We start from the raw sequence: 24,143 nt of genomic DNA, 5'->3' as shown, positions 1-24,143 counted from the left end.
GGCGCCCGGGGTTTTGTTGTTTGGCTGCAATCAGCGGCTAGTGGTCGAGCAATTTGCCGCTCGGCCCGGCGGTGCCATTGTTAAGGCGCGTGCGCAGCGAAAACAACCACCACAGCACGCCGACCCCGAGTGTAACCCCGGTGGTGATGGCGCCGGTGTGGCTTTCTTCGGGCATGCTCAGGGTCAGGATCACCGCGATGGCCCACAGGCCGCCGAGGACGATCATCGGCAACAACCACTTGCCCAGGCTGAACACACCCGCAGGCGCCCCCGGCATCCGGCCATTTTTATAGGCCAGGTACGCGGCAATCAGCGTCAGCAGGTAGGTGCAGTAGTAGGTCAGGCCGACCATCGAGTAGATCGCCGTGACAAACCCGCCGCTCGCCAGGTTCAGCAGCACGGCGATGGCGGTGATCAGCACGATGGCGGCGACCGGCGTACCGAAGTGCGGGTTGATCTTCGCCAGCACCTTGGAGCCCGGCAGCATGTTGTCCCGGGACAGGGCGAAGGTCATGCGCGTGGCCACCGCCATGTTGGCGATCAGGCAGGCGAGGATCGAGGCGAAGGCGATCACGATCATGCCCACGCCGGCGGCGTTGCCCAGTTGCAGGCGCACGATATTGATCACCGGGTTTTCGCTGTGGCTGAGCAGCTCGCTGACCGACCCCGGGATCGCAATGCTCAGCAAGGCGAACACCACGAAGCCCAATACACTGGACACCAGCACCGCACGAATCATCGCCCGGGGCGCGGCGCGGCGTGGGTCCTTGGTTTCTTCGGACAGGTCGGCGGCGCCCTCCCAGCCCAGCAGCACCGAGACCGGCAGCAAGGTGGCGAGGGCGAGGGTGGTGAAGCTGAGGGTGCCGCCGCTCACCGGTTGTGCGGAGGTCAGGATCGCCACGCCCTGGGTGTGCTCGAAGAAGAAAAACACCCCGAAGAACAACGCAATCGCCAGCAGCACCGTGCCGATGATTTCGATGATCGCGCCGATGTCGTTGATCCGCGTGGCCAGGCGAATCCCGCAGATGTTCAGCAGGCCTACCACCAGCGTGGCACCGATGCTCAGGCCCTGGATCTGGCCCTGTGTCGGGTTGGCCCAGATCTCCGGCGCGAACACCGTGCCGATGGCCGCCGAGGTGGCGGCTGTACCGGCGACAAACGAGGTGAATGCGACCCAGCCGGTAAACCAGCCGAAGTGATTGCCCGCCAACCGGCTGGACCATTGGTAGGCGTAGCCGGTAAGCGGAATGCGCCCGGCCAGGTGGCAGTAGACCATGACGATGCAGCACACCAGCGGGATCACCAGCAGCCACAAAAGGATGCCGATACCGCCGACGCGGTTGAACGGGTCGGCGAACAGCGTGACCACCCCGGTGTTGATCGAGACCATGGAAAAGGCCAGGGCAAACGAGGTGAACGAACTCATGGTGCGGTGCATCTTTTGCTCGTAGCCGAGGCTGGCCAGGTCGGCGTCGTCGCTGGACAGCGGGGCCTGGGCATTCGGCGGGGCGGTCACGGTGTTTTCAACGAATGTGCTCATGGCCGTTGCTCCTCGATGATGCCGATCACCTCGTCCAGCACGTCGAGGGCCTTGGCCAGCAACGGGCGTTCGATATCCAGCGGAGGCTTGACCTTGATCAGGTTACCCAGCCCGGCGTAGCGGCTTTCGCCAAACAATACGCCGCGCTCCACCCCAAGGCGATACACCTCCTGGGATTCCCGGCAGGCCGGTTCCTTGGTGGTGCGGTCCTTGACCAGCTCGATGGACGCCATCAGCCCGGGGCAGCGCACGTCGCCGATCAGCGGGTGGCGGGTTTGCATGTCCTTGAGGCGGGCGGTGATGTAGTCGCCGGAGTCGCGGGCATTTTCGCAGAGGTTGTCGGCGACGATCGCTTCCACCGTGGCATAGCCGGCGGCCAGCGAGACCGGGAAGTGGCCGAAGGTCAGGGCTTCTTCGCCTTCGTCGAACCACTTGAGCTTGTCATCGGCGAGGATCCCGGCCAGCGGGAAGCCGCCGCCGACGCCTTTGCCGAACACGATGATGTCGGGCAGCACGTCGTAATAGTCCGCAGCGAACATCGTGCCCATGCGCCCGAAACCGGTCTGCACTTCATCAAAAATCAGCAGCACGCCTAAGCGGTCGCAGATCTCGCGCACGCCTTTGTAGTAGGAGCGGGGGAACTCGATATGCCCGCCATTGCCCTGGATCGGTTCCATCATCACTGCTGCCACGCCACCGTCGACGCCCTTGAGGATGGTTTCTTCCAGCAGGCCAAGGCACAGCTGCGACTCGGTTTCCGGGTCCATGCCCAGGCGCGTGCGGTACGGGTTGGGGTGGGGGACGCGGGTGAAACGTGGCTGGATCGCCAGGAACGGATTGTTCGGATGCGGCCAACTGGCGCCGAGGGTGGCCAGGGAGCGGCCGTGGTAGCCGTCCTGCAGCACCAGCAGGTTCTGTGCGCCGGGGCGGTTCTTGAAAGCCAGTTTCATCGCCATTTCACCGGCGAGGCTGCCATGCAGGGCAAAGCCCATCTGGTTGAGGGCGCCCGGGGAGACCTCTCGCAGCTTCTTCACCAGCCGGGTGTGGGCCGGTGAGCCAAAGTTGGGGCGGATGTGAGTCATTTCGCGCAATTGCGCAACGGCGGCTTCCACCACCCGGGGGTCATTGGCCCCCAAATTGTTCGACCAGGCCTGGGCGGTACAGTCGATGTATTCCTTGCCCTGATCGTCCCATACCAGCGAGCCTCGGGCCTTGACCAGGTTGATCTTGGCGGGTGCGGTGTTCATCACTTCATTCATCTGCGTTATCTCTTTTGTTAGGGCGGCAGTGTTTGGGGATGTGTGCAGTTAGGGTTGTGACTCGCTGCATCGAGTTGACCCGATGCTAGTCCCGGGGACGGGAGGAATAGAAAGACCGATTGCAGTGGGATTGATTGGCGTGGCTTATTAATAGAATCCTCTGAAACAAAATGAAACATTTGTCGCGGGCCAGCCTCTACCGTATCTCCACGACGAGTACTTCTATGAAAATTCCGCGTCCCTCTTCGCGAATGCCCCACCTCACGCAACTGCGCAACCTGAAGATGGCGCGCTCCGCCCACGCCTATGTGCGGGGCAGTACGGTTCAGTTTTACGAGTGGCTGCACAGCCAGCGCGGCCGGCGCTTGCCCCACGGGCCGGCGATCTGGATCTGCGGCGACTGCCACGCCGGTAACCTTGGGCCCACGGGCGATACCAAGGGCCGGATCGACATGCATATCCGTGACCTTGACCAGGCGGTGATCGGCAATCCGGCCCATGACCTGGTGCGCCTGGCGTTGTCCCTGGCCACCGCTGCGCGGGGTTCGGACCTGCCAGGGGTGACCACCGCCCGCATGCTTGAAGAGATGATGGTGGGCTACGCGCAGGCGTTTAAGGACAAGCCCGACGAGGCACCGCCGCGCCCGTCCCAGGTCAAGGCCGGGATGCGCAGTGCGGTGGAGCGCACCTGGAAGAATCTGGCTCGCGAACGTATTGAAAACACCCGGCCGACGATTCCATTGGGCAAGCATTTCTGGTCGTTGTCGCGGGCAGAAAAGTCCGCCCTTGAAACGTTGTGCGCGTCGGATGAAATCCACCGGCTGGTGACTTCGCTTAAAGGCCGCTCCAACGACGCCGAGGTTGAGCTGCTGGACTCGGCTTATTGGGTCAAGGGTTGCAGCTCCCTTGGATTGCTGCGTTATGCGGTGTTGCTGGGAGTAGGGGACAAGTCTGATCAGGAATACTGCCTGCTCGACATCAAGGAAGCGGTAGGCGCTGCGGCGCCGCGTGCGGCCCGGGCAAAAATGCCTCGGGATAACGGCCGGCGGGTGGTGGAGGGCGCGCGGCACCTGTCACCGGCGTTGGGGGAGCGAATGTTGGCCACGCGGTTTCTGGATCACGGGTTTTTCATCCGCGAACTGCTGCCCCAGGACATGAAGCTGGAGCTGGATGAGCTGAGCGAGATTGATGCGATGCACGCGGCCGGGTACCTGGCACGGGTGGTCGGCGTGGCCCATGCGCGGCAGATGGACCGGGATACGCGCAAGGACTGGATGGCGCTGTTGCAAGAGAATCGCTCCAGGCAACTGGATGCGCCTTCGTGGCTGTGGACCAGTGTGGTGCAGTTGGTGGGGAGCCATGAGGAAGGGTATTTGAATCATTGCCGGCGGTATGCGCTGGAGCACTGACCTCAAGAAAGCTGAAAGTCCCCTGTGGGAGCGGGCTTGCTCGCGAAAGGGGGGGGGCAGTCAAATATCTGCTGACTGACACACCGCTTTCGCGAGCAAGCCCGCTCCCACATGAGTTGGGTGGTGTTTTGGAGGGCGGGTTACACCAGGTATTTCTTGAACCAGCCCAACGTCCGCTCCCACGCCAGATTCGCCGCCGCCTCGTCATACCTCGGCGTCGAATCGTTGTGGAAGCCGTGATTGGCGCCCTTGTAGATAAACGCCTCATAGGTCGTGCCGGCCGCCTTCAACGCTTTCTCATACGCCGGCCAGCCCTCATTGATCCGCGTATCCAGCTCACCGTAATGCAACATGATCGGTGCCTTGATCCGTGGCACATCCTTGGCTTCCGGCTGGCGCCCATAAAACGACACCGCCGCGCCCAGCTCCGGATAAGCCACGGCCGCCGCATTCGTCACGCCGCCGCCATAACAGAACCCGGTAATGCCCACCTTGCCGGTGCTTGCATCGTGGTGCATCAACCATTCGATGGCCGCGAAAAAGTCGTTCATCAGCTTCTCGGGATCGACTTTCTGTTGCAACTCCACACCTTTCTCATCATTGCCGGGATAGCCGCCCACCGAGGTCAGGCCATCCGGCGCCAGGGCAATGAATCCGGCCTTGGCCAACCGACGGGCGACGTCTTCGATATACGGGTTCAACCCCCGGTTCTCATGCACCACCACCACCGCCGGCACCTTGCCGCTGGCCTTGGCCGGGCGCACCAGGTAGCCGCGCACCGTGCCGTTGCCCTTGGGTGACGGGTAGGTGATGTAGTCGGCGACGATCTCCGGGTCGGTGAATTTCACCTGCTCGGCCAGGGCGTAGTTGGGGCTCAGGGCGGCGAGCAGGGCCGAGGCCGTCAGCCCGCCGAAGGTGAACAGTGCTGCGCGGTCGAGAAATTCCCGGCGGTTGATCTTGCCGTGGGCGTAGCCATCGTAAAGCTCCAGCAGTTCAGGGGCGAAGTCTTTGGCGGTCAGACGAGTCATCGGTAGCGTCCTCGATTAGCGGTGGGACTGAATGTAGACCAGTATCAGGCTTCCCGGCCATGGGCCGCGGCGGCCAGTTGCCCGGTGTCGACCCGCACGAAGACCGAATCGCCAATCGCCGTCAGCACGCCATCGGCGTACACCTCGCACACCACGCGGCTTTTGCGCCCCACGTCACCTTCGACTCTTGCGCGCAAGGTCAGCGGCACGCCCATCGGTGTCGGCTTGATGAATTTGATTCCCAGGTTGCCGGTGACGCAGTCGATACGCGGCAGGCTGCCGGGTTCGCGTTGCTCGGACCGGTAGTGGTAGGCCATGGCGGTCCAGTTCGAGTGGCAGTCCACCAGCATCGCGATCAAACCGCCATAGACCAGGTCTGGCCAGCCGCTGTATCGGGCGTCGGGCTGGTGCTCGGCGATCACGTGGATGCCGTCGGCGTCCCAGCGGCTCTTGATGTGCAGCCCGTGGGGGTTGCTGCTGCCGCAGCCATAACAGACGCCTTCGGGGGCGGTGGTGTCTTGCAGGGAAAGCGCGGGCATCGTGGCTCCTTGTTGTTTGGGTTCCGTCGAGGCACGAGCCTAATGCCAGGCGCGTGAATAAATCCAGCGCCTACGCTGTTAGCAGTGCACAGCGTGTTCATTCCCGGTTGAGAATCCCATGAAATCTCGATTGCCAGCGGTCGTCCTTGCCCTCGCCACCTTGTCTAAAACGTACGCCGTGGAATACACCGACGTGAATCCGACGGCCAGCACCATCAGCTTCACCTATGACCAGATGGGCCAAGAGGTGTACGGCACGTTTGGCACCTATTCGGCGACCCTGAATTTCGACACGCAAAACCCGGCCGCCGCCAGCACCGTACTGACCATCCAGCTGCCGAGCATCAATGCCGGCAGCGACGACGCCAACACCGAACTGCCCAAGCCCGGCTGGTTCGACATGACGACCTACCCGGTGGGCACCTTCACCTCGACCCACATCACTGACCTGGGCGACAACCGTTACCTGTTCAGCGGCAACCTGACCCTCAAGGGCCAGACCCGGCCGGTGGAGGTCAAGGTGGCCCTCAAGGAGCAGAGCGGCATTGGCATATTCGACGGCGAATTCGTGCTCAAGCGCGATGACTTCAGGATCGGCGCGGGGGAGTGGGCGGACAGCGTGGTGTCCAATGCGATTGTCATCAAGTTCAAGATGGTTGCGCCTGAGCGCTGATGGCTAGCGGGCGAACTTCTTGGCCCCCGCCACGCACGCAATCACCGCGACGGTCACCCCCAGCATGCCCAGGCTCACCTGCTCATGCAGCAGCGTGGCCGCCAGTGCCAGGCCGAAAAACGGTTGCAGCAACTGCAATTGCCCGACGGCGGCAATGCCGCCCTGGGCCAGCCCGCGGTACCAGAACACAAACCCGATCAGCATGCTGAACAGCGACACATAGGCCAGGCTCAGCCAGGCCGGCAGGCTGATGCTCACGAAAGTGCCCGGGGCGAGGATCGCCGTCAGCGGGGCCACAATCGGCAGCGAGATCACCAGCGCCCAGCAGATCACCTGCCAGCCACCCAGGGTGCGTGAGAGCCTGGCCCCTTCGGCATAACCGAGGCCGCACACCAGGATTGCCAACAGCATCAGCAAATCCCCGGCGGGCGCAGCGCTCAGGCCCTGGGCAACCGCGTAGCCCACCACCAGCAGGCTGCCCAGGATCGAAAACAGCCAGAACACCAACTTGGGCCGCTCGCCGCCGCGCCATACGCCGAAGACCGCAGTGGCTAAAGGCAGCAGGCCGACAAATACGATGGAATGGGCACTGGTGACGTACTGCAAGGCCAGTGCGGTGAGCAAAGGAAAGCCGATCACCACGCCCAGCGCGACGATTGCCAGGGGCAGCAACTGACTGCGGGCCGGGGTTTTTTCCTTGAACAGCCACAGCAGGCACAGGCCGAGCAGGGCGGCGATGGTGGCGCGGGCGACGGTCAGGAATACCGGATCGAACTCCAGCACCGCCAGGCGCGTGGCCGGCAGCGAGCCGCTGAAGATCACCACGCCGATCAGACCGTTGATCCAGCCGCTGGCGTTGTTTTCCCGGGTGTTGAGGTGGGTGGTTCGTTCCATGGGTGTAGGGCTCGATAGGGATAAGTTGCGTCCTGCGCATCTTATGACTCACTATCAAGACAATCAAAAAATTGTCATGGATACATCGCCTATGCCCCGCGCCCGCTACAAGACATTGGTGGACACCTTCGCCAGGGATATCCGTTCGGGCGCGCTGGCGGCGGGCACCCGGTTGCCGACGCACCGCCAGTTGGCCGCCAGCCATGGCCTGGCGCTGGTCACGGCCAGCCGGGTGTACACCGAGCTTGAGGCCATGGGCCTGGTCAGTGGTGAAACCGGGCGCGGAACCTTTGTGCGGGAAATCGCGTTGTCGCCGGGGCAGGGCGTCGGCCAGATCGCGGTGGCGGCGGGCATGATCGATCTCAACTTCAACTACCCGTCGCTGCCGGGCCAGACCGACCTGCTGCGCACCGCATTGCGCCAGTTGGCGTTGTCCGGCGACCTGGCGGCGCTGCTGCGCTATCAGCCTCACGCCGGTCGGCTGCATGAGCGGGCAGCGGTGGCGCGTCATCTGCTGAGTCGTGGGTTGACGGTGCAGGCCGAGCAGGTGCTGATCGTCAGCGGTGCCCAGCATGGGCTGGCGGTGACCATGATGTCGCTGCTCAGGCCCGGCGATGTGGTGGCGGTGGATGCGTTGACCTATTCCGGGTTCAAGGTACTGGCCGAGACTCTGCACCTGGAAATCGTCGCGATCCCGGTGACCGCGACGGGCCCCGACTTGGCCTTTCTTGAACAACTCTGCGCCCGGCGCCCGGTACGCGCCGTGTACAGCATGCCGACCCTGCATAACCCGTTGGGCTGGGTGATGAGCATGGCGCAGCGCGAGCACCTGGTGGCGATTGCCCGTCGGCATGACCTGATCCTGATCGAGGATGCTGCCTACGCGTTTTTAGCCGAGGACGCGCCACCGCCCGTGGCCGAACTGGCGCCGGAACGCACGGTTTACGTGTCGGGGCTGTCCAAGAGCGTCGCCACCGGCCTGCGGGTGGGTTTTGTCGCCGCTCCGCAGCAGTGGATGGCGGCGCTGGAACGTACGGTCATGGCCACCACCTGGAACACCCCGGGGGTGATGACTGCGGTGGCTGCCGCGTGGATCGACGACGGCACGGTGCTGCAGCTTGAAGCGCAAAAACGTAAGGACGCCCAGGCGTGCCAGGCGGTGGCCGATGAGGTGTTGGCGGGCTTGAATGTTATCCGCCATCCGTCTTCGTATTTCTTGTGGTTGCCGTTGCCGGAAGATGCCCGCGCCGATCAGATCACCATGGCGCTGGCCCGGGAAAATATCTCGGTGTCCACGGCCGAGCCGTTTGCCGTCTCGGCCCACGTGCCCCATGCCTTGCGAGTGGCGCTGGGGTCGGTGGACCGGGAGGTGCTGCGCGAGGCGTTGGTGAAAGTGCGCTGGGCGGTGGAGGCGTGCTAGGGGGCCGGATCGTTCCCACGCTCTGCGTGGGAACGCCGCCTTGGACGCTCCGCGTCCCGCTGTAGATTTGCGCGATAGTGACGCAGAGCGTCACCGGATGCATTCCCACGCAGAGCGTGGGAACGATCCAGGCGGGACTCAGAACTTGTAGGCCTGGCGCCCGATCAGCAGCCATTTGCCTTTCTGCTTCTGCCAGACCTGGAAGTTTTCAATTTCGGTGGGCACCTCGACGCCACTGTTCACCGCCTGTGCGGAAAAGTGGTTGCGCACCAGGGCGGTGTCGCCATTGAGGGTGATGGTCTGTTTCTGCATTTCCAGGGTCTTGAAACCACTTCTGCCGGTTTCAATGTCGGCGATAAATTCCTGCTTGTTCTGGACCTTGCCGCTGGAATGGCCGTAGGTGAGGTTGTTCGCGGTGAGGGCCTGCAGTTGCGGGATGTCCTTGTGCAGCATGGCCTGGGTCAGATGATCGACCGCAGCGGCTACATCCTTGTCACTTGCGGCGGGCGCGGCGGCCGCGTAGCCGCTGAACAGGCACAGAAAACCAATCAGAACCTTGACGTTTTGCATGGGTATTTCCTTGTTGTTGTGGGTACTGGGACGACTCGGACTGTGGTTTTAAGTCGTCGTACAACCATGCCGTATTTACCGGGATCAAGGAAAGTGAAATTTGTTCTTGGCTAGAAGATAAGCGCTGTTTGCCAGTATTGGTTGTCGTATCACCTGCGAAATAGCGGTCGGCACTTCCCGTGGAAATGGCACATGGCTATGCTGTGGCCGGCGATTTCATGGCGTGGATTCGCAACGACTGAGGAAAACAAAAAAATGACACCGGATCAAAAGTACGCGGCGGCCATGGTGCGCCTGGGTTATCAACTCAACGAGTTCAAGATCGGCGGCAACTACACGCCGCTGCTGAGGGACGGCAATCACGTCTACATCAGCGGCCAGATTCCGCGGGTGGGTGACGCCATCGTGTTGCCAGGCAAGGTCGGCGAAAGCCTCAGCCTGGCCGATGCACAGATTGCCGCCGGCGTCAGCGCATTGCGTTGCCTGGGCTTGCTCAAGCAGGCACTGGGCTCTCTGGATCAGGTCAAGGCGATCCTCAAGATCAATGTGTACGTGCGCAGCGCGGATGACTTTGACCAGCAAAGCGAAGTCGCCAACGGTGCGTCGGACCTGTTGAACGAGATCCTGGGGGCCGCAGGATCCCATACGCGCACCTCGGTGGGCGTGCTGCAATTGCCCAAGGGCGCGGCCGTGGAAATCGACATGATCGCCGTGGCACGGGACTGAAACCGGGTGATCGCCGAGGCGTTTGCGGTACTGGTCCACTATGGAATCTACCTGCTCCCGGGACTGATCCTGTTTGGCCTGTGGTTCGGTCTCACGCCGAAAACATTGCCGGGCTTGCGCATCGTTATCCTGCTGCTGGCCTTCGTGCTGATGCGCGATGCGATGACGCCGCTGGGCATGTGGTCGCTGAGCCGCGAGGTGCAGATCGAGTTCACGGCCAACCCGTGGGTGCTGGCCGCGCTGGGCGGGTTATCCCTTGGGCTGATTGCCCTGCTCGCGCGCCTGGCACCGGAGTTGTGGCAACTGACGGTGCTGTTCAAGGGCAATCGTTGGGCGGGCCTGGCGGTGGGACTCGGGGCCGGGTGTCTGATCGGCCTGCCATTGCGGCTGTATCAAGGCATTGAGCCGGTTTACTGGGCCTGGCTGATGGGCATGCTGGTGCTTGCCTACTGCGCCAATGCGCTGGAAGAGGTGCTGTTTCGCGGCTTCCTGCAGGGCTATCTCGAACAGCACGTTACGCCGCTGCGCGCGGCGTTGCTCAGCGGGCTGGCGTTCGCCGCGTGCCATTCATTTCTGGCGTTGAGCGTGACGCAACTGGGCTGGCCAGTGTTGGCCTTTACCCTGATTGAAGGCGTGGCCTGCGGGCTGGTGCGGATGCGCTACGGTGTGGTCGCGGCGACGGCCACCCATGGCACGGCGATCTTGCTGATTGCCGTGCCGATGGTGTGAACCGTCTCAGGCCTGTACATCAACGCCGATGTGGGCCTGGAGCCAGTCTTTGTAGACCGCGATGTTATCGGTCGACTGGTCGCCATTTTTCGCGGTGACAGTCTTGCCGTCCAGGCGCCCGATATCGAGCAGGTACTGAAGACCGTTGGCCACATGGGTGGCGTCGCTTTTGCTGAGTGACTGAACATCGGGCAGTTCGACGGCGTTGCCTTTATCGTCGAAGGTCGCCCATGAAGGGTTGGCCCTGGCGGTGGCAACGGTTTGCGCGGTCGAGCGCACTTGCTCCTGATAGCTGGCTTCCAGCTTGGTCTTGATCTCGGGCGTGGCGTTGGTGACTTCAATCCTCCCGGCCCGCAGGGTGCCGTTTTCCATGGATTGTGTAAAAGTCTTCTGTCCCAGCGCTAACAGACTTGTCGTGCTTCCTATCATGGTGCCGCTCCCTTATTGGTAGCAGCAACAGAGCAAAACCCGGGCCATGTGCTGCATGCCTTGTGCGGCGCGGGCTGGGTGGTATTGCCGGGGCAGGGCGCAGGCCAGTAGTTGCCGGGGCTGGCAAAGGGTTGCCACGTCGGCTCGCGCGAGCGCATTTCAGAACGTTGGAAACTAAGTTCAGAATCTCCAGTCTGTAATAGCGTATCGCCACCCCTACAAGGAATTAACATGAAGCTTAAGGTCGTTTTGCTGGGCACGGTTTTGTTGGCTGCGCCGCTTTACCAAGCGGTTGCCGAGACGTGCAGGGCGAACAGTTATGGTGGGTCCGATTGCGAATACGACAATGGCACCTCTTCCAAGAGTCGCGCCAATAGCTACGGTGGGCAAGACACCCAATACAGCGATGGTACTTCCTCCAAGAGCCGCTCCAATAGTTATGGCGGGCAGGATATCCAATACGGCGACGGCACCTCGGCCAAGACCCGTTCCAACAGCTATGGTGGGCAAGACACTCAATACAGCGACGGCACCTCAGCCAAGAGCCGCTCCAATAGCTACGGTGGGCAAGACACCCAATACAGCAACGGCTCCTCCTCCAAGAGCCGCGCCAATAGCTATGGCGGGCAAAATACGACAAATAACTAATGGCCCCGCCGCGGCTTTCTACCTCACCAATGACCGCTCATACGCCGCGGTCATCACCTGCCACGTCTGCGCATCCGCCGGAATCAAATGCTCGATGCGCAACGACGTTACCGTGATGTCCTGAGGCATGCCGAAGGTGGTGAAGGTCGACATGAAGTTCAGCTCACCTTCACGGGAGTTGACGCGTGTCAGCACCAGTGGCGGCGGTTCATTGACCAAGGCTTCGGTACTTTGCGGGGCCGGCAGGCTGTCCAGAAGCCTGGCAAGTTCGGAGTTGCCCAACGCCTCGCGCGTCGCCCGTTGCCAGGCGATGGTGCGGATTTCGTCAGCGTTGATCAAATGATCACCCAGGCCGCCAGGCTGTAGCAGGGTGACCAGCAAATTCAGCCCATCAGCCGCCTCCGGTTTGATCCCCACCAGCTCGAACAGCACCTGGGTACTGGCGTTGGCGGCGAGCACTTCCCAGTGGCTGCCCAGCACGATCGCCGGTGCAGGATTGTTCGCGTGGAGCACATGGCTGATTGCCTCGCGAATAGCCTCCATGGAGGGCGAGGAGAGCGGGGTTGCCTCATAGCGCGGGGCGAAGCCGGCAGCGAGGAACACGCTGTTGCATTGCTCCAGCGGAACCTCCAGCGCCATCAGCAAATTATGCAAGGTGCCCGGGCTCGGCTTGGCGCGCCCGGTCTCGATGCAGCTCAGGTGGCGTTGGGAAACCCCGGTGATCAGCGCCAGTTCCAGCTGGCTCAATCTGGCGTGCCGACGCAGCACGCGCAGTTGCGTGCCGGCGGTAGTGTCGGGGTTGGCGCGGGGGAAAGGTTGGCTGCTCATGGGTTGACTCTGGCCGTGCGGGTCGGTGGTGTCGATGACCTTCGAGGTCATTGAGAGGGGAACGACGTTATCACTAATGTGCAGCTTCCCGAACCGTTGTCTCCAAGGAGGAGAACATGCGCAGACCCTGGATTGCCCTGGCCGGGCTGTTGGCTTTTGCCCTGTACACATTGATCACGATGCTGATCGCCGAACAATCGCTCATGGCGTTCGGACGTGAATTGATATCGAGGCCGGATACTGCCCAGGTGGTGATTGACTTGTATCTGATGGCGGCCTTGGCGGGCGTATGGATGTACCGGGATGCGCGGGCCAGGGGCAAATCCCTGGCGTCGGTGTTGCCCTATTTACTGGTAACGGCGGTTTTCGTATCCATCGGTCCGCTGCTGTATATCGTGGTCAACGGGTTCCGCGAACCTTCAGGGGGCCGGTGATGGAGGTTTATGCGTTGTGCGTACTGGTGCTGTTCTTGAAGATGCTGGCGATCTCCTGTTACCAGGGTTTCTTTCGACTCAGATTCCGTGCATTCACTAACCACGAGGATGCAGCTTTCTTCCATCGCGATGCGAATCCCCAGGAGTTACCGCAAGTCTCCCGGGCCGAAAAGGCTTGGGCCAATGATCTGGAAAATATTCCGTTGTTCTTCATTTTGGGTGGCCTGTGCCTGGCGATGGAAACGCCAGGCACCGCTACCGCGGGGTTGTTCTGTCTGTTCACCGCTGTCCGTGTGATGCATACGGTGATGTATCTGAGCGGCCGCCAGCCCTGGCGCACCCTCGCTTATGGAGTGGGAGTGCTCTGTTTGTCGGGGCTGGCCGGTCTGCTTGGCGCTGGGCTGATAACAATCAAGGGGTGAGAAAGGCCTGATAGTTGTCCTTGGTGATCTGTTGATAGGGAATGGTCAGCTCCGCCGTGTAGGGCTGCTTCCTGATCATCTTCAGCGCCAGGTCAATCGAGCCGACGGCCTGGCCCTTGTTGTCCTGATAGGCCGTGACTACCAATAGATCTTTCTTGATCGCATCCAGGCCGGCGGGGCCGCCGTCGCTGCCGCCCACCAGGATGTCCTTGCCAGGGTGCATGCCGGCCTGGGTAATCGCCATCGCGGCACCGATAGCCATTTCATCGGCATTGGCCGCCACGGCGTCGATTTTCTTGCCCGAGACGATCCAGTTGTTCATCAGGTCCATGGCCTTGCTGCGTTGCCAGTCGGCGCTTTGTTCTTCGACGATATGGATGTCGGGGTAATCCTTCAGTACGTTTTTCACGCCCTGTGTGCGGTTGTGGGTGGCGTTGTTGGAGAGCAAGCCGAGCATGATTGCGAGGTTGCCCTTGCCGTTCATTTTTTCCGCGAGGTAGCGCATCTGAATCTCGCCCGCTTTGATCTCGTCCGAGCCGACATAACCCACCCCGGCCGGTAAGCCGGGGATGTCCGGGCGACGGTTGACGTACACCAGCGGGATACCCGCCTGCTGGGCATTCACAGTCATTTTCTGGGTAGCGGCGGTGTCGACCGCGTTGACGATAATCGCGTCCATGCCTTGGGCAGAAAAGCTCTGCACCTGGTTCAGTTGGCGCACCACATCGCCTTGGGCGTCTTCGAATTGCAGGGTCACGTCGGTGAGGTCCCTGGCGTGGGCCGCCATGTAGTCACGCATCTGGGCGAGGAACACGTCGTCCACCTGGGCGATGCTGACGCCGATGCGTGTCTCGGCGAGGGCTAGCGGGGTAACGATGAGGGTCAGGAGCAAGGTCAGCAGCTGTTTTTTCATGGTGTCAGTCCGTTTTTTTGTTGTTTTGAAAGACGTTGAAAACATTCCTCAGCCTTGGCGTTTGGCGTGTAGTTGCGCAACGCGTTCGGCAAAGGTCTCGCAGGGCCAGCGTTCGTTCAGTGCCTGCAACATCAGTTGCTGCCCGGTTTGCGGAGCCAGGCCCTGTAAGGGTGGGTCGGTATCCAGATTGGTGGGAAAGGAATAGCCATCGGCGGTGCAGGCGATCACCGCGTGCAGCGCCTCGCCATCCATGACGTTGTCCGCCAGGCGCTCCAACAGGCAGGGGTACAGCGCCAGCATCATCCGGTCGCGGTCCACAGCCTCCATCGTTTTGCCGAACGCCGAGGAGATTTGCAGCAGGTTGGCCATGCGCTGGCGGTCCGGTGTGCGATTGGTGCCAGCGGCGTGAAACAGGGCCGGGTTGAAGAACAGCAGGTCACCTTTGTTCAGCGGCAATTGCACGGCATGCTGCTGGAAGTAATCGATGAATTCAGTGCGCCTCCAGGCCAGGTAGCCCAGCGGGTATTGCTGGGAAAACGGCAGCAGTTGGGTCGGGCCGGTTTCCAGGGGCATGTCGCTGTGGGCCACGGCCCCTTGCAGCGTGAGGTATTGGGACAGCGTGTGCAGGGGCAACGGAAAGCGCTCCACCACGTCGATGGTCTGGAACCCGAGGTGATAATCACGGTGCGGTTGCTGGGCTTGGCCACCGGGGTGCACCACGTTGACCTGGGCCGTGACTTGGTAGCCCGGGCCGAGCCAGGCTTGTGCGATCAACCCCAGCAGTGGGTTGGCGTAATATTCGACAAAGGATGCCGGCGACTGCAGTGCGGCCTTCTGTAATGAGTTCCAGATACGTCCGTTACTGCCGGCCTTGGCGAAGTGGTCGGCGGCCACACCTTGCGCAGCCTCTTGGGCAAAGATCGCTTCGAATACCTGGCTGTGACGGTCGACCACGTCCAGGTCGGCGTAGCCCTGGCGCACCACCATCACTCCCGGCCCCTGGCTGAACAGGCGATGCAGTTCGTCCAGCACGGCGTGACGATCGCCGTTGCGCAGTGCCTGGGCCTGATAGATCGGGATGTTGCTGCACACTTCGGCGCAGTGCGGGTAGTCCTCGGCAGCAGCCTGCTGGGCACAGATCGAGTGAAAATCTTCCAGTTGCACCGCATCGGCGCTGACAAAGGCAGGCATCACGCACCCTCCACCAGGCTCAAGGCCTGATCGGGGCGTGGGGTGCCGCCGTCGCCACAGCCGATGACGCCTTGCTCCAGGTCGATCACCGTGCCGGTCATCATTCCCGACTCGCGTGACAATAGAAATGCCACGCTCCGGGCCACCTCTTCAGGTTTGAGCAGGCGGCCGAAGGGCTGTGCGGCTTCGGCGGCTTCCAACCAGGCATCCCCGGCACCGTGGTAGTGCCGCTGGATTTCATCCTCGTGCGGTGTGTCCATCCAGCCGATGTTCAAGCCGTTGACCCGAATCCGGTTGCGCAGGGCGCTGAACGCCACGTTTTTGGTCAGAATCGCGAGAGCGCCCTTGGACGCCGCGTAGGCACTCAAGAACGATTGCCCGCCGTGGCCGGTGACACTCTGGATATTGACCACTGCACCTTCAACCCTCTGGCTGATCATCAGCTTCAAGGCTTCCTGCATCAGGAAAAACGGCGCCCTCACATTGACCGCAAACAGTCGATCAAACAGTTCGGGGGAGGTGTCGAGAATGGTGCCGCGATCCGACATCCCGGCGCAGTTGATCAGCCCGTGGAGGGTGCCGAAGTGGGCACGGGCCGCCTCGATCACGGCGCGGCAGTCGCCAATCTGTTCCAGGTCCGCCTGGACAAACACCGCGCGGCAATCGAGCGCTGCCAACTGCCGTACTTGCTCCTGGCCCTGGTCCGGACGGCGTCCGCAGATGATCAGGCCGGCAGCACCGCGCCGCGCCAGGGTATGGGCGACGGCAGCCCCCAATCCCTGGGTGCTGCCGGTGACGACAAAGTATTGGCCTTTGAAGGTATGGCTGAGGTCGGTTGAAGGCATCGGGGTCTCCTGGGTTTTTGTTGTTTTGAAGGCCGGGCTCGACGCCGGGCAAAACTGAGACTAGCATTGCGGTCACCTCAACGAGTCTCAAAAAGACCTCAAAAAGACCTCAGGTCCAACAGCATGCTCGAACGCGCTAAACACTTTTCCATCAAGCAACTGGCCACCCAGGCGGGCGTCAGCAAGGCGACAGTCGATCGCGTCTTGCATGAGCGCGGCAGCGTGCACGCCCAAACCCGGCGGCGTATCGAACAGGCTCTGGATGAGCTGGAATCCCAGGAAAAAAATGGCCTGGCAGTAGGCCGTACCTTTCATGTCGATGTGATCATGCACACGCCCAAGCGCTTCAGTGCGGCGGTGCAGGCCGCCATCACCGCCCAACTGGGCAGCCTGGCACCGTTTCGTATCGCCCCGCGGTTTCATGTGTTCGAAGAGATCGAGCCTCAGGCGATGCACGACCAATTGCTGCGCTGCCTCGAGACCGGCAGCCAGGGTGTGGTGCTCAAGGCCGCGGACGAGCCGGCGGTGAATCTGGCGGTCAAGCACCTGGCGGCCGCAGGTATTCCGGTGGTGACCCTGGTCACCGATCTGCCCCACAGCGAGCGCATCGGCTACGTAGGCATGGATAACCGCACCGCCGGACAAACCGCCGCGTACCTCCTATCCCGCTGGCTGTCACCCCAACCCCAGGAAGTGGCGGTGGTGATTGGCAGTGAATTGTTCCGGGGCGAGGAAGAACGCGAAATGGGTTTTCGCATGTGGCTGCGCGGCCGTGCGACGCACCTGCGGGTACTGGATATCAGCGGTGGGTACGGCGTGTATGACCGAACGTTTGCCCGGGTCACCGATGCGTTGAAGCAGCATCCGGAACTGAAGGCGGTGTACAGCGTCGGCGGTGGCAACCGCGCAATTGTCGACGCCTTCGCGGCTCTGGATCGCCCGTTGGACGTGTTTATTGCTCACGACCTCGACGAAGAGAATCGCCAGCTGTTGGCTGAAGAAAAAGTCGCCGCGATTATCGATCACAACCTGCAGATCGATGCGCGCCATGTGTTTCTGCACATCCTGCAATTTCATCGGCTGTGGAAGGCTGGGCCGATTGCGCCGTCACAGGTACAGATCGTCACACCGTTCAACCTGCCGGACTGAATCTCCACACCCAATAACAATCCCAGGAGTTCGACCATGCTACGTATCGCTGTCCTTGGTGCAGGGCGCATCGCCAACATTCACGCGGCCAATGTCGCGGCCCATCCTGATGCCACTCTGGTGGTGGTCGCCGACCCCTGGCGGGAGGGCGTCGATGGCTTGGCTGCGCAGCTGGGTTGCGAGGCGGCCTATGACTGCGCAGCAGTGCTAAGTCGGGACGATATCGACGCGGTGGTGATTGGCACACCCACCGACACTCATATCGATTTGCTGCTGGCGGCCGTGTCCCAGGGCAAGGCCGTGCTGTGCGAGAAGCCCATTGACCTGGATTTCGCCAAGGCGCGGGCGGCGGCGCAAGCTGTGGAGCGCGAGGGCGGCAAAGTCATGCTGGGCTTCAACCGCCGCTTCGATCCCGACACGCTGCGCCTGCGCCAGGCCATCGACGCGGGGCAAATTGGTGCTGTGCGGCAGGTGATCATCACCAGCCGCGACCCGGGGTTGGCGCCACGGGATTACCTGGCACATTCCGGCGGCATCCTGCAGGACATGACCATTCATGACTTCGACATGGCGCGGCACCTGCTGGGTGAAGAGCCCATTGAAGTCGGCGCGATAGCCAGCCGGCTGGTAGATCCGAGCCTGGCGCAGATTGACGACTTCGACAGCGTGATGGTGCTGCTGCGCACCGCATCCGGGAAACAGTGCCATATCAACTGCTGTCGGGAGGCGGTCTACGGGTATGACCAGCGACTTGAGGTATCCGGGGCCAAGGGGGTGCTGCTCACGGATAACCATCGCCCCAGCACCTTGCGCCATTGGAACCACGAGCACACCGAGGCGTTGGAGCCGTTGCAGCATTTCTTCCTGGAGCGTTATGCGGATGCCTACCGCAATGAGTTGGGGCAGTTTATCCAGGCACTGAGCGCGGGGCGCGCGCTGCCCACCAACATGCGCGATGGGCTGTATGCGTTGCACTTGGCGGACTGTGCGCTGGAGTCCATCAAGACCGGGCGAATGGTTGAGGTCAATTACGCTATTTAAGGTGTTGCCGGAGCGGGCATGCTCGCTCCGGCAGATTGCGCGTTAGATTTTTGCCAACGCCTGCGCCAGATCCGCCCGCAGGTCTTCCACATCCTCAACCCCCACCGACAACCGCACCAACCCATCACCAATCCCCAACTGCGCCCGGGTCGCTGCCGGGATGCTCGCATGGGTCATGATCGCCGGGTGCTCGATCAGACTTTCAACGCCCCCCAGGCTTTCAGCCAACGCAAAGATCTTCACGTTTTCCAGGAAGCGTGTCGCTCCTGCCAGGTCGCTTTTCAGGTCCACCGAAATCATCCCGCCAAACCCGCGCATCTGCCGGCGTGCCAGCTCATGCTGCGGGTGTGATGCCAGGCCTGGGTAATAAACCCGCGCCACTTGCGGCTGTTGCTCCAGCCACGTCGCCAGTTCCAGCGCATTGCTGCAATGGCGCTCCATGCGCAGCGCCAGGGTCTTCACCCCGCGCAAGGTCAGGAATGCGTCGAACGGCCCGGCAATCGCGCCCACGGAGTTTTGCAGGAAGCCCAGGCGCTCGGCCAGTTCAGGATTCTGGCCCACCACCGCAATGCCGCCGATCACATCGGAGTGGCCGTTGAGGTACTTGGTGGTGGAGTGCACCACGATGTCGAAACCCAGCTCCAGCGGGCGCTGGATCCAGGGGCTGGCGAAGGTGTTGTCGGCCACGCAGATGATGCCGCGGGCCTTGCAGATGCGGGAGATGGCACTGAGATCGGTCAGGCTCAGCAGCGGGTTGCTCGGGGTTTCGACCCAGACCATCCGCGTGTCGTCCTGCAGCGCGGCTTCGAAGGCCGACAGGTCGGTCAGGTCGACGAAGCTGAAGCGATGGCCGGCGCTGCGCTGGCGCACTTTGTCGAACAGGCGGAAGGTGCCGCCGTACAAGTCATTGCCGGAAACCACGTGGGAACCGGCGTCGAGCAGTTCCAGCACGGTGGAAATCGCCGCCAGCCCGGAGGCGAACGCGAACGCCTGGGTGCCGCCTTCCAGGTCGGCCACGCAGCGTTCCAGGGCGAAGCGCGTCGGGTTGTGGGAGCGCCCGTAGTCAAAGCCCTTGTGAACGCCGGGGCTGTCTTGCAGGTAGGTGGAGTTGGCGTAGATCGGCGGCATCAGCGCCCCGGTGGTCGGGTCCGGGGATTGCCCGGCATGGATCACGCGGGTGGCGAAGGCGCTTTTATCGTGCTGGGTCATGCAAGGGATCTCCGTAGGTGATTGAGCAGGTCGACGCGGGTGATCAGGCCGTGAAAGCCCGAGGCGTCGGCAATGATTGCCACCAGCCCGCGATCCAGTTCGGCCTGCAATTGCGCAAGGCTGGCGCTGGGTGCGAGGGTGTGAAGGGCGTTGGTCATGGCGCTGCCCACGGTCATGGAAAAGTGCGCGGCGTTCTGATGCAGGCCGAGCAATACATCCGACTCGTCGAGCACCCCCACCAGTTGCTTGCCGTCCACCAGCACCGGCAGCTGTGAGACGTCGGCCAGGCGCATGCGCTGGAAGGCGGTGAGCAGGCTGTCGTCGGGGCCGACGCTGATCACCCGGCCGTCCTCGAAACGACGGGCGATCAGGTCGCGCAGGTCGCCGTAGTGTTTGTATTGCAGCAGGCCGGCGTCGTTCATCCATTGGTCGTTGTAGACCTTCGACAGGTAGCGCGTGCCGGTGTCGCAGACGAAGGTGACCACGCGCTTGGGCTCGGTCTGTTCGCGGCAATAACGCAGGGCGGCGGCCAGCAGGGTGCCGGTGGAGGAGCCACCGAGAATGCCTTCGGCCCGCAGCAGTTGGCGGGCGTGGTCGAAGCTTTCTTCGTCGCTGATGGAATAGGCGTGGCGCACGCTGGAGAGGTCGGCGATCGAGGGGATGAAGTCTTCGCCGATACCTTCCACGGCCCACGAGCCGGGTTCGGTCATGGTGCCACTGCGGCTGTACTCGGCCATCACCGAGCCGACCGGGTCGGCCAGCACCATGGCCAGGTCAGGTTGCACGCGTTTGAAGAAGCGCGTCAGGCCGGTGAGGGTGCCGGCCGAGCCGACGCCAACCACGATGGCATCCAGGTCATGTTGGGTCTGGGCCCAGATTTCCGGGGCGGTGCTGGTCTCATGGGCCAGGGGGTTGGCCGGGTTGTTGAACTGGTCGGCGAAGAACGAACCGGGAATGTCCTTGGCCAGTCGCGCCGCCACATCCTGGTAATACTCGGGATGGCCCTTGCCGACATCCGAGCGGGTGATGTGCACCTCGGCGCCCATGGCTTTCAGGTGCAAGACTTTCTCGGTGGACATCTTGTCCGGCACCACCAGCACCACCCGGTAGCCTTTGGCGCGTCCCACCAGGGCCAGGCCGAGGCCGGTATTGCCGGCGGTGGCTTCGATGATGGTGCCGCCGGGGCGCAGGCGGCCATCCCGCTCGGCGGCGTCGATCATGGCCAGGCCAATGCGGTCCTTGATGGAGCCGCCGGGGTTCTGGGATTCAAGCTTGAGGAACAGCGTGCACGGGCCGGTATCGAAGCGGCTGACCCGCACCAGCGGGGTATTGCCAATCAGTTCGAGCACGGCGGGGCGGGAAGCGGTGGGCATGTCGTCACCTGGCTACGGAAAGGGCGTATGGGATGGACAGCAGCGTTTACAACATGGTTTCGAACATAGGCCGGTATCGGGCCGCTCGCAACCGCGCGGCCGCCAGAATGTCTTTTTTTGGCGCATTGCTGCTTCATGACGGAGCACGGCTGGAGGCGATCCATCGGTGGGTTTTCTGTCAACCTCACGTATTCATTGGCTTGCAGCTGATTGGCCCAGGGATTGCTAAAAGAAATCCAAACTTGGATACAAGATGGAATCCTCAATGCGCAACGAACAACTCGGCTGGACCCTGGGTGAATGGCAAGCTGCCTACCGCACCCAGGCGCTGACTCCCGACATCCTGTTGACCCTGGCGAGCACGTTTCCCGCCGAGGACAACGCCTGGATCAGCCGGGTGCAACCGCAGCAATTGAGTGACCAGTTGGCGCAGTTGGCCGAGCGGCTTGCGGCGGTCGACGGCGATATCGACCAGTTGCCGTTGTATGGCGTGCCGTTTGCCATCAAGGACAACATCGATGCGGCGGGTTGGGAAACCACGGCGGCGTGTCCTGAGTTTGCCTATACCGCCGCGGCGGATGCCTCGGTGGTGGCGCGGTTGCGGGCGGCCGGGGCGATCCTGATGGGCAAGACCAACCTCGATCAGTTCGCTACCGGCCTGGTGGGTACACGCTCGCCCTACGGCGCGGTGGGCAACAGTTTTAACCCGGACTATGTCAGCGGCGGTTCCAGCTCGGGTTCGGCCTCGGTGGTTGCCCGCGGGCTGGTGGCGTTTTCCCTGGGCACCGACACCGCCGGTTCCGGGCGGGTGCCGGCGGGCTTCAACAATATTGTCGGGTTGAAGCCGACCAAGGGGCGCTTGTCCAACACCGGACTGGTGCCGGCCTGTCGTACCGTGGACTGTATTTCGGTATTTGCGCTGACGGTTGAAGATGCCGAGACGGTTGCGGGCCTCGCTGCTGCTTACGACGCCAGCGACGCCTATTCACGCGTCAATCCCAACACTGCTCCCGTAGCGGTCGGCGCCACAATCAAGCTGGCGGTTCCGGCCAGCCTGGAGTTTTTTGGCGACGCGCAGAACCAGGCCGTATTTGAACAGGCGCTGCTCAGGTTCCAGTCCCTCGGCGCCGAAATCACGGCGGTGGATTTCAGCCCGTTTCAGCAACTCGCCGAGCAGCTCTATTACGGCTCCTGGGTTGCGGAGCGCACGGTGGCACTGGAAGGCATGCTCGCCAGCAACGCCGAAGCGATCAACCCGGTGGTGCGTGGCATTGTGGAAAACGGCCACACGTACAGCGCCTGCGATGCCTATAAAGCCGAATACCTGCGCGCCGAACTGAGCCGCCGCATCAACGACACCCTGGCCGGTTTCGACGCCTTGCTGGTGCCGACATCGCCGACGATCCGCACCCTGGCGGAAATGGCCGTGGAGCCGGTGCTCTACAACTCGCAGTTTGGCTTCTACACCAACTTCACCAACCTGGCCGACCTCTCGGCACTGGCCGTGCCCGCCGGGCTGCGCAGCGACGGCCTGCCGTGCGGCATCACCCTTATCGCGCCGGCCTGGCACGACGCCGCCCTGGCGCATCTGGGCAAGCGTTGGCAGGCCGGCCTTGATCTTCCGCTGGGCGCTACCCAACGCAATCTGCCGCAACCGGCACCGGCGGGGCAGGCGCCCGGCAGCGTGCGGGTGGCGGTGGTTGGGGCGCATCTCACCGGGATGCCGCTGAACTTCCAGCTGACCAGCCGCAACGCCGTGCTGGTGGAGCAAACCCTGACAGCGGGCAACTACCGCCTGCATGCACTGCCGGGCACGGTTCCGCCCAAGCCGGGGCTGGCCAGGGATGACTCGGGCCGCTCGATCATCGTCGAGCTGTGGGACATGCCTGTCGCCCGCTTTGGTGAGTTCGTCGCCGAGATCCCTGCGCCGCTGGGCATCGGCAACCTGACCCTGGCGGATGGGCGCAGCGTAAAGGGGTTTATCTGCGAGCCCTGGGCCCTGGCAGGCGCTACTGACATCACCGAATTCGGCGGCTGGCGCGCCTACATGGCGAGCAGGAAATAGCCATGCAGCTCTCGACCATGAGAAAGCCCAGCGAACGGCCGGACAGCCTGGCGGAACGGGTTTACCAGCAGTTGAAGGACGACATCTTCGACTTTCGTTTGTTGCCGGGTGACCGCTTCAGCGAAGGCGACGTGGCCGAGCGCATGCAGGCCAGCCGTACGCCGGTGCGCCAGGCGCTGTATCGGCTGGAGCGGGAAGGGTACCTGGAGGTGTTTTTCAGGAGTGGCTGGCAGGTGCGGCCGTTCGACTTCAACTATTTCGAAGAGCTTTACGACGTAAGAATCGTGCTGGAGTTGGCCGCCGTCAGCCGCTTGTGTGGCATGGCGGAGCAGGGGCTTGAACGGCTTGAAGCGATCTGGCGGGTGGACGAAAGTGCCCGGCTGGATGACGCACAGGTCGTCTGCGCGCTGGATGAGGAGTTCCACTGCGGGTTGGTGCAGGCCACGGGCAACGCTGAAATGGCGCGCATGCATTACGAGATAACCGAGAAAATCCGCATCATTCGGCGGCTGGATTTCACTCAGCAATCACGTATCGCAGCGACCTATGAGGAACACGCAAGCATCCTCGATGCGATCTCGGCACGGCACCGCGATCTGGCGCAGCAACTGCTCAAGACTCACATCGAGGTGAGCAAGCAGGAGGTGCGCAAGATCACGTTGCATCGGTTGGCGGTGGCGAGAGGATAAGCAGCCCGTGCCCTGTGGCGAGGGAGCTTGCTCCCGCTGGGGTGCGAAGCGCCCCCAAAACCGGTCACCCCATTTTACCTGGCGAAAACGCGGTGCCTGAATTGGGGCTGCTGCGCAGCC

The 24,143-nt window shown here is 62.5% G+C and carries 25 protein-coding genes; 12 read left to right on the top strand and 13 right to left on the bottom strand.

Annotated features, from left to right (window positions below):
* Positions 1-37: 37 nt before the first annotated feature.
* Positions 38-1,540, bottom strand: coding sequence for an APC family permease (locus HX873_RS00280; RefSeq protein ID WP_177122229.1), 1,503 nt, complete (start codon positions 1,538-1,540; stop codon positions 38-40).
* Positions 1,537-2,799, bottom strand: a complete 1,263-nt coding sequence (locus tag HX873_RS00275; protein ID WP_177122228.1) for an aspartate aminotransferase family protein — start codon at positions 2,797-2,799, stop codon at positions 1,537-1,539. The genes HX873_RS00280 and HX873_RS00275 overlap by 4 nt, the downstream gene beginning before the upstream one ends.
* 224 nt (positions 2,800-3,023) lie before the next feature.
* On the opposite strand from HX873_RS00275, the gene HX873_RS00270 reads away from it, so the two are divergent.
* The gene (locus HX873_RS00270) at positions 3,024-4,208 is read left to right on the top strand and encodes a DUF2252 family protein (protein WP_102604955.1); all 1,185 of its coding nucleotides are present in this window, start codon (positions 3,024-3,026) and stop codon (positions 4,206-4,208) included.
* Between the two features lie 140 nt (positions 4,209-4,348).
* Here the strand turns inward: HX873_RS00270 and yghX are convergent, their stop codons facing one another.
* Both yghX and HX873_RS00260 read right to left on the bottom strand, forming a co-directional pair.
* Positions 4,349-5,236, bottom strand: a complete 888-nt coding sequence (gene yghX, locus HX873_RS00265) for a YghX family hydrolase (protein WP_003215079.1) — start codon at positions 5,234-5,236, stop codon at positions 4,349-4,351.
* 44 nt (positions 5,237-5,280) lie between these two features.
* On the bottom strand, positions 5,281-5,775 hold the full coding sequence (locus HX873_RS00260) for a PaaI family thioesterase (RefSeq protein ID WP_003215081.1): 495 nt from the start codon (positions 5,773-5,775) through the stop codon (positions 5,281-5,283).
* Between the two features lie 118 nt (positions 5,776-5,893).
* Between HX873_RS00260 and HX873_RS00255 the strand changes: the two genes are divergently transcribed.
* A complete protein-coding gene (locus HX873_RS00255; protein WP_177122227.1) occupies positions 5,894-6,448 on the top strand; it encodes a YceI family protein in 555 nt (184 codons plus the stop codon).
* Positions 6,449-6,451: 3 nt separating this feature from the next.
* On the opposite strand, the gene HX873_RS00250 is transcribed toward HX873_RS00255, so the two are convergent.
* Entirely contained in the window at positions 6,452-7,342 is an 891-nt protein-coding gene (locus HX873_RS00250) for a DMT family transporter (protein WP_102369215.1), read from the bottom strand.
* 91 nt (positions 7,343-7,433) lie between these two features.
* Between HX873_RS00250 and HX873_RS00245 the strand changes: the two genes are divergently transcribed.
* Positions 7,434-8,762: a PLP-dependent aminotransferase family protein gene (locus HX873_RS00245; RefSeq protein ID WP_177122226.1), complete on the top strand. Its 1,329-nt coding sequence runs from the start codon at positions 7,434-7,436 to the stop codon at positions 8,760-8,762.
* Positions 8,763-8,900: 138 nt separating this feature from the next.
* On the opposite strand, the gene HX873_RS00240 is transcribed toward HX873_RS00245, so the two are convergent.
* Entirely contained in the window at positions 8,901-9,332 is a 432-nt protein-coding gene (locus HX873_RS00240) for a nuclear transport factor 2 family protein (RefSeq protein ID WP_003215089.1), read from the bottom strand.
* Positions 9,333-9,587: 255 nt separating this feature from the next.
* On the opposite strand from HX873_RS00240, the gene HX873_RS00235 reads away from it, so the two are divergent.
* Both HX873_RS00235 and HX873_RS00230 read left to right on the top strand, forming a co-directional pair.
* Positions 9,588-10,058: a RidA family protein gene (locus HX873_RS00235; protein WP_003215091.1), complete on the top strand. Its 471-nt coding sequence runs from the start codon at positions 9,588-9,590 to the stop codon at positions 10,056-10,058.
* A gap of 6 nt (positions 10,059-10,064) precedes the next feature.
* Positions 10,065-10,787, top strand: a complete 723-nt coding sequence (locus HX873_RS00230; protein ID WP_003215093.1) for a CPBP family intramembrane glutamic endopeptidase — start codon at positions 10,065-10,067, stop codon at positions 10,785-10,787.
* A gap of 6 nt (positions 10,788-10,793) precedes the next feature.
* Here HX873_RS00230 and HX873_RS00225 read toward each other — a convergent pair whose 3' ends face one another.
* On the bottom strand, positions 10,794-11,159 hold the full coding sequence (locus HX873_RS00225) for a hypothetical protein (RefSeq protein WP_003215095.1): 366 nt from the start codon (positions 11,157-11,159) through the stop codon (positions 10,794-10,796).
* 288 nt (positions 11,160-11,447) lie between these two features.
* Between HX873_RS00225 and HX873_RS00220 the strand changes: the two genes are divergently transcribed.
* Positions 11,448-11,864 carry a hypothetical protein gene (locus HX873_RS00220; RefSeq protein ID WP_003215097.1) on the top strand — a complete coding sequence of 139 codons (417 nt, stop codon included), beginning with the start codon at positions 11,448-11,450 and terminating at the stop codon, positions 11,862-11,864.
* Between the two features lie 18 nt (positions 11,865-11,882).
* On the opposite strand, the gene HX873_RS00215 is transcribed toward HX873_RS00220, so the two are convergent.
* A complete protein-coding gene (locus HX873_RS00215; protein WP_174717786.1) occupies positions 11,883-12,692 on the bottom strand; it encodes a helix-turn-helix domain-containing protein in 810 nt (269 codons plus the stop codon).
* A 116-nt stretch (positions 12,693-12,808) separates the two neighbouring features.
* Between HX873_RS00215 and HX873_RS00210 the strand changes: the two genes are divergently transcribed.
* On the top strand, positions 12,809-13,126 hold the full coding sequence (locus tag HX873_RS00210) for a DUF2834 domain-containing protein (RefSeq protein WP_003215101.1): 318 nt from the start codon (positions 12,809-12,811) through the stop codon (positions 13,124-13,126).
* Positions 13,126-13,548 carry an MAPEG family protein gene (locus tag HX873_RS00205; protein WP_177122225.1) on the top strand — a complete coding sequence of 141 codons (423 nt, stop codon included), beginning with the start codon at positions 13,126-13,128 and terminating at the stop codon, positions 13,546-13,548. The genes HX873_RS00210 and HX873_RS00205 overlap by 1 nt, the downstream gene beginning before the upstream one ends.
* On the opposite strand, the gene HX873_RS00200 is transcribed toward HX873_RS00205, so the two are convergent.
* From HX873_RS00200 to HX873_RS00190, 3 genes are read right to left on the bottom strand one after another with little or no spacing between them, the layout of a single operon-like run.
* Positions 13,538-14,461 (bottom strand): substrate-binding domain-containing protein, encoded by a 924-nt coding sequence (locus HX873_RS00200; RefSeq protein WP_177050616.1) that lies wholly within the window; start codon positions 14,459-14,461, stop codon positions 13,538-13,540. The genes HX873_RS00205 and HX873_RS00200 overlap by 11 nt on opposite strands.
* A 48-nt stretch (positions 14,462-14,509) precedes the next feature.
* Complete coding sequence (locus HX873_RS00195) at positions 14,510-15,652, bottom strand: phytanoyl-CoA dioxygenase family protein (RefSeq protein ID WP_177122224.1); 1,143 nt, start codon at positions 15,650-15,652, stop codon at positions 14,510-14,512.
* On the bottom strand, positions 15,652-16,497 hold the full coding sequence (locus HX873_RS00190) for an SDR family oxidoreductase (RefSeq protein ID WP_003215109.1): 846 nt from the start codon (positions 16,495-16,497) through the stop codon (positions 15,652-15,654). Before HX873_RS00190 ends, HX873_RS00195 begins: the two co-directional genes overlap by 1 nt.
* A gap of 123 nt (positions 16,498-16,620) precedes the next feature.
* Between HX873_RS00190 and HX873_RS00185 the strand changes: the two genes are divergently transcribed.
* Both HX873_RS00185 and iolG read left to right on the top strand, forming a co-directional pair.
* The gene (locus tag HX873_RS00185) at positions 16,621-17,646 is read left to right on the top strand and encodes a LacI family DNA-binding transcriptional regulator (protein WP_003215111.1); all 1,026 of its coding nucleotides are present in this window, start codon (positions 16,621-16,623) and stop codon (positions 17,644-17,646) included.
* Between the two features lie 36 nt (positions 17,647-17,682).
* Positions 17,683-18,687, top strand: a complete 1,005-nt coding sequence (gene iolG / locus HX873_RS00180) for an inositol 2-dehydrogenase (protein WP_177122223.1) — start codon at positions 17,683-17,685, stop codon at positions 18,685-18,687.
* Between the two features lie 42 nt (positions 18,688-18,729).
* Here the strand turns inward: iolG and HX873_RS00175 are convergent, their stop codons facing one another.
* Together HX873_RS00175 and HX873_RS00170 are read right to left on the bottom strand one after the other, a co-directional pair.
* A complete protein-coding gene (locus HX873_RS00175) occupies positions 18,730-19,896 on the bottom strand; it encodes a cystathionine gamma-synthase (protein ID WP_008436288.1) in 1,167 nt (388 codons plus the stop codon).
* Positions 19,893-21,269, bottom strand: a complete 1,377-nt coding sequence (locus HX873_RS00170) for a cystathionine beta-synthase (RefSeq protein WP_177122222.1) — start codon at positions 21,267-21,269, stop codon at positions 19,893-19,895. Before HX873_RS00170 ends, HX873_RS00175 begins: the two co-directional genes overlap by 4 nt.
* 265 nt (positions 21,270-21,534) lie before the next feature.
* Between HX873_RS00170 and atzF the strand changes: the two genes are divergently transcribed.
* Complete coding sequence (gene atzF, locus HX873_RS00165; protein WP_177122221.1) at positions 21,535-23,334, top strand: allophanate hydrolase; 1,800 nt, start codon at positions 21,535-21,537, stop codon at positions 23,332-23,334.
* Between the two features lie 2 nt (positions 23,335-23,336).
* Positions 23,337-24,023 (top strand): GntR family transcriptional regulator, encoded by a 687-nt coding sequence (locus HX873_RS00160; protein WP_003215120.1) that lies wholly within the window; start codon positions 23,337-23,339, stop codon positions 24,021-24,023.
* Positions 24,024-24,143 lie beyond the last annotated feature (120 nt).

It is taken from the genome of Pseudomonas sp. P7758, assembly GCF_013386485.1.
GTDB lineage: Bacteria > Pseudomonadota > Gammaproteobacteria > Pseudomonadales > Pseudomonadaceae > Aquipseudomonas.
Note: the sequence above shows the minus strand (reverse complement) of the source record. Positions and strands in the feature narration are given on the sequence as shown.